This window comes from Bifidobacterium miconis, from assembly GCF_019331735.1.
Taxonomy (GTDB): Bacteria; Actinomycetota; Actinomycetes; order Actinomycetales; family Bifidobacteriaceae; genus Bifidobacterium; species Bifidobacterium miconis.
In genome coordinates this window covers 1-1,419 of sequence record NZ_JAHBBH010000085.1, presented here as the reverse complement: position 1 = coordinate 1,419, position 1,419 = coordinate 1, and the positions used below count along the sequence as shown (strand labels likewise).

1 protein-coding gene is annotated in these 1,419 nt (G+C 63.6%); it reads left to right on the top strand.

Features of this window, described 5'->3' with window-relative positions:
• Nucleotides 1-45: 45 nt before the first annotated feature.
• On the top strand, nucleotides 46-1,419 hold a 1,374-nt coding region (locus tag KIH79_RS12695; protein WP_219059715.1), incomplete at its 3' end, for an IS481 family transposase.

The following is a 1,419-nucleotide window of genomic DNA, read 5'->3' as shown; positions in this document are numbered from 1 at the left end:
GTGTGTTGGGGCATGGTTTACATGTCGTCGCTTGTTGACTGGTGCATGGATACACAATCACAACAGCAGTCGGCATCATCATCCATCGAAAACAACGGGGACGTTCGCAGCGAGTTCCTGCGTAACAAGGCCATCGTCAACGCGATCATCGCGGGCCTGCCGGTGGCGGAGGCGGCCCGTCGTCACGGGGTGACGCGCCAGTGGGCGTACGAGTTGAAACGCCGATACGAACGAGAGGGCGAGGCCGGGCTTCTGCCGCGTTCTCGTCGTGCGCACCGGATCGCGAACAAGACCGATAAACGGCTCGTGGAACGGATCGTCACGATCCGTCGTGGACTGGCGTCCCGGGGATTGGACGCTGGCGCGGAGTCCATCGCCGCCCGTTTGGAGCGCGAGGGCGTCACGCCTCCCGCGAACTCCACGATCCACCGGATCCTCACGGACGCCGGCCTGGTCAGGCCCGAGCCGCGCAAGCGGCCGAAGTCGTCCTACACGCGGTTCGAGGCCGTATTGCCGAACGAGACGTGGCAGTCGGACTTCACCCACTGGCCGATCGGCGACGGCACGGACGCGCTGATCGTCTCCTGGCTCGACGATCACTCGCGTTTTCTCTTGTACTCGCGCGCGTTCTCGACGGTCACCATGAACACGGTCGAGGAATCGTTCCGCCAGACGTGCACCGTGTACGGGATTCCCTCGTCCACGCTCACCGACAACGGGACCGTGTACACGACCAGGCTTTTGTCGGCCGATCCCGGGTCGTTCGAACGCCTGCTCGCCCTGATGGGCGTGCGACAGAAGAACGGCAAACCCTATCATCCCCAGACGCAGGGCAAGATCGAACGATGGCACCGCACGTTGAAGCAATGGCTTACCGCACGCCCTCTGGCTTCTGACCTCGACGCGCTCAACCAGCAACTCGACGAGTTCCGCCTCGAGTACAACGGGGAACGCCCCCACCGCGCGCTCAACCGGCGCACGCCCAAGGAAGCGTACGAGGCGAAGGGCAAGGCCGGCCCCGACCCCGAGATCGCCGCCCGCGAACAGGCCAGACGCGACGAGGAAGCACGAACCGCGATCGAACAAGACACAACCACCAACAAGAAGACCCGACGCCGCAAACCAGCCCTCGTCGCCGAGAGGACGGAACCCGGACACGCCAACGACATCACCGTCCCCGCCAAACTCCACAGGACCGACCGACGCGGATGCGTCATGCAGGACATCATGGGCATGCGACGCACCTTCAACATCGGCAAGGAAAACGCCGGCAAGACCGTGGAACTAGAAATCAGCCACGGCATCGCCACCGTCATCGACCCGACCACCGGTGAAATCCTCGCCGAACAAACCTTCGACATCACCCGCGACTACCAACGCCGTACACGCACACCAACCGTCAACCATGCCCCAACACAC